This is a genomic window from Actibacterium sp. (assembly GCF_041584535.1).
Lineage (GTDB): Bacteria > Pseudomonadota > Alphaproteobacteria > Rhodobacterales > Rhodobacteraceae > Actibacterium_D.
Genome location: NZ_JBFHDW010000313.1, coordinates 1 through 2,791, shown reverse-complemented (window position 1 = coordinate 2,791; position 2,791 = coordinate 1). Strand labels below are relative to the sequence as shown.

Here is a 2,791-nt window from a genome sequence, read left to right as displayed (position 1 = left end):
TAAAGCTGCGTCCGGTGCCTGACTGTCGCAGCTGTGCGTTAATAAATTATTGGCTGGGGACGCCTGCGTTTCTGCCCGCCAGAATGACGCTGATCGAATAGGCCGACGCGGGCGACAGCGCCGCCATGATCTGCGCCGCGGTATCGGGGCGCATTCGACCAAAAAACCCGGCGGCGAATTCGGGTGCCATCTGTTCGAACAGCGCGGCGGCGTCTTTCGGCTTCATGTTTTCATAGACCGTGGTCAGGCGGCTCAGGTCATCTTCGGCAGCGGTTTCGGCCAGCGCCAATGTGCTGCGCAGGCTTTCCTCGGCCTCGGCAAGGGCGTGCAGTTGGTCCTGGATTTCCTCGCGGGCCACGGCCAGGGTTTGCGCGTCGTGCTTTTGCCGCTGTTCGGTTTCGGCGACCGCGCGTTCGCGGTCCTGCAATTTCGACAGGATCGCCCCAAGGGCAGAATCGTCCGTCGGCGCACAGGACGGCTGGGCGGCGGGTTCGGGCATTTCAAGATGGCTGAATTCCCGCGCCACTGCCTGTGCCGGGCCCTGCCCCAACCGGATAAGACCAGACGCCGCCAACAGCGCCGCCAGCACGAACAGCGCACCGCGTGCCGCAATCCTGTTGCGGGTCGGGCGGGTCATTCTGCGGCCTCTGTCCGGTTGCGCAGCACCAGCGGAGGCGGTTTGTCGCGATGGGGGGACCGCACGAACGCCGCAACCTGTGCCGGGCGATCGGGTCGGGTGGGTTGCGCGGGCATGTCGTGCAACGAGGCCACCAACAGCTCTAACCGCTGTGCCACGCCTTCGGCCCGGTCGGTCAGATCGCCCAGCGTCGCCGAAGACGTGCGCGCCGTGCTGCGGGCGCCCTCCAACGCGCGGGTCATGTCGTCGACCTGTGCCGACAGCACCGCAATCGCGCCGCCCATGCCGGTTTCAAGGTCGTTGAACCGCCTCAGGCGCCGGGACAGGATCATGCAATAGATCGCGGCGCCCAGCGCCCCGGCGGACAGAAGAATATCGGCGATCATAGTCACGGCACCCTCCATCAACTCAGCACGAATTCGGTGATCAACAGGTCGCGCACCCGGCCTTCGCCGGTGACCAGTTGGATCCGCCGCAGCATTTGCGCGCGCAGGCGCAACAGCGCGGTGGGATCTTCCAGATCGGACATCGCAACCGCCCGCAAATAGCCGTTCAGAACGTCCATCACCCGCGGCAAAAGCAGCGCCACGTCATGTTCATAGGCGGCATTCACCTCAAGCTGGGCCGAGAACCGCAGATGCCGATTCGCGGCACCGGGCCCCAGCGAAATGATCAGCGGATCAATCGGCACAAACGCGATATCACGGCTTTGGCTGGGCGCGGCATGGTCGGTTTGTGCGCGCGGGCTTTCCCCATGTCCAAAACTGTCTAACATCCCGGAATACATCGCATAAAACCCGCCGCCCCCGGCGAGGAGCGCCAGAATTACCCCGATCAAAAGCGGCCGCTTTGATCGCTTTTTCACCACCGGTTCCGTTTGTGTCTCAGGCTCGGCCATTGCCCCTGTCCATCGTTTTTCCGTTTCCTCGGTATAGGCCGACAAGGGCTAACCGAATGTTAAGACCCTTCAGACAAAGGTGACGAAACGAACCGGGCAGAAGCCCGCCTGAACAGGAGTTTCGTCTTGCAACAAATTACGGCTGTCTGGGCGGGTCTGGATTCCCGCCGGCGGATCATCGTGGCGCTGGCGACCGTCGCCATGTTCGCGGCGGTGCTGGCCTTGTCCCGGCTCGCGGCGACGCCGCAGATGGTGCTGCTGTATTCCGGGCTGGAAAGCGCAACCGCGGGCGAGGTTGTCGCATCGTTGGAACAGCGCGGCGTCACCTATGACGTGCGGGGCGGGGCGATCTTTGTCGACGCCAGCCAGCGCGACATGTTGCGGATGACCCTGGCCAGCGAAGGCCTGCCCGCGAATGGCGGCGCGGGTTATGAGTTGCTGGACAACCTGTCTGGCTTTGGCACCACGTCGCAAATGTTCGATGCCGCCTATTGGCGCGCGAAAGAGGGCGAACTGGCGCGCACCATTCTGGCCGCCCCCGGCGTCCGCGCCGCGCGGGTGCATATCGCCAGCGCCACCGGCGGGCCGTTTCGGCGCGACGCCAAGCCGACGGCGGCGGTCACGGTCACCTCGTCAGGCGAGCCTCTGTCCGCGACACAGGCCAAGGCGCTGCGCTATCTGGTTGCCTCGTCCGTCGCGCGCATGTCGCCCGAGGATGTCGCGGTGATCGACAGCGAAATCGGCCTGATCGTCGCGGGGGATGACACGCATCTGGCGGCGGCCTCGGGTGACCGTGCGGAGCAATTGAAGCAGAATGTCGAACATTTGCTGGCCGCCCGCATGGGGCCGGGCCGCGCGGTGGTCGAGGTCAGCGTCGATACCGTGACCGAACGCGAATCCATCGTCGAACGCACCTTCGACCCCGAGGGTCGCGTCGCAATTTCCACCGATACCGAAGAACGCAGCACGGCCTCGTCCGATCAGGGCAGCGGCGCGGTGACGGTCACCAGCAACCTGCCCAACGGCGATGGCGCCCTAGGCAGCAGCGCCTCGTCCTCGAACAGCGAAACCCGCGAGCGGGTGAATTTCGAGGTCTCGGAAACCCAACGCGAATTGCTGCGGGTGCCGGGCGCGATCCGGCGGATTTCGGTGGCAGTGCTGATTGACGGGCAGCGGGTGATCGACGATTCAGGCGCCGAGGTCTGGCAGCCGCTGCCGCAGGACGAACTTGGCGCGCTGCAAGACCTTGTGGCCTC

General features: G+C 65.0%; 4 protein-coding genes. 1 reads left to right on the top strand and 3 read right to left on the bottom strand.

The window, feature by feature from the left end; all coding sequences use genetic code 11:
• Nucleotides 1-46: 46 nt before the first annotated feature.
• The 3 genes from ABYW26_RS12890 to fliL are packed head-to-tail and all read right to left on the bottom strand — an operon-like array spanning nt 47 to nt 1,535.
• Nucleotides 47-637 carry a MotE family protein gene (locus ABYW26_RS12890; protein ID WP_372605312.1) on the bottom strand — a complete coding sequence of 197 codons (591 nt, stop codon included), beginning with the start codon at nt 635-637 and terminating at the stop codon, nt 47-49.
• Nucleotides 634-1,029, bottom strand: a complete 396-nt coding sequence (locus ABYW26_RS12885; RefSeq protein WP_372605311.1) for a DUF6468 domain-containing protein — start codon at nt 1,027-1,029, stop codon at nt 634-636. The genes ABYW26_RS12890 and ABYW26_RS12885 overlap by 4 nt, the downstream gene beginning before the upstream one ends.
• Before the next feature lie 11 nt (nt 1,030-1,040).
• Nucleotides 1,041-1,535, bottom strand: a complete 495-nt coding sequence (gene fliL / locus ABYW26_RS12880; RefSeq protein ID WP_372605310.1) for a flagellar basal body-associated protein FliL — start codon at nt 1,533-1,535, stop codon at nt 1,041-1,043.
• 126 nt (nt 1,536-1,661) lie between these two features.
• On the opposite strand from fliL, the gene fliF reads away from it, so the two are divergent.
• A partial coding sequence (fliF, locus tag ABYW26_RS12875) for a flagellar basal-body MS-ring/collar protein FliF (RefSeq protein ID WP_372605309.1) occupies nt 1,662-2,791 on the top strand: 1,130 nt, incomplete at its 3' end.

Bases quoted from the DNA above. Each gene is read 5' to 3' on its own strand.
- ABYW26_RS12890 (WP_372605312.1), bottom strand. From the start codon at position 637: ATGACCCGCCCGACCCGCAACAGGATTGCGGCACGCGGTGCGCTGTTC.
- fliL (WP_372605310.1), bottom strand. From the start codon at position 1,535: ATGGCCGAGCCTGAGACACAAACGGAACCGGTGGTGAAAAAGCGATCA.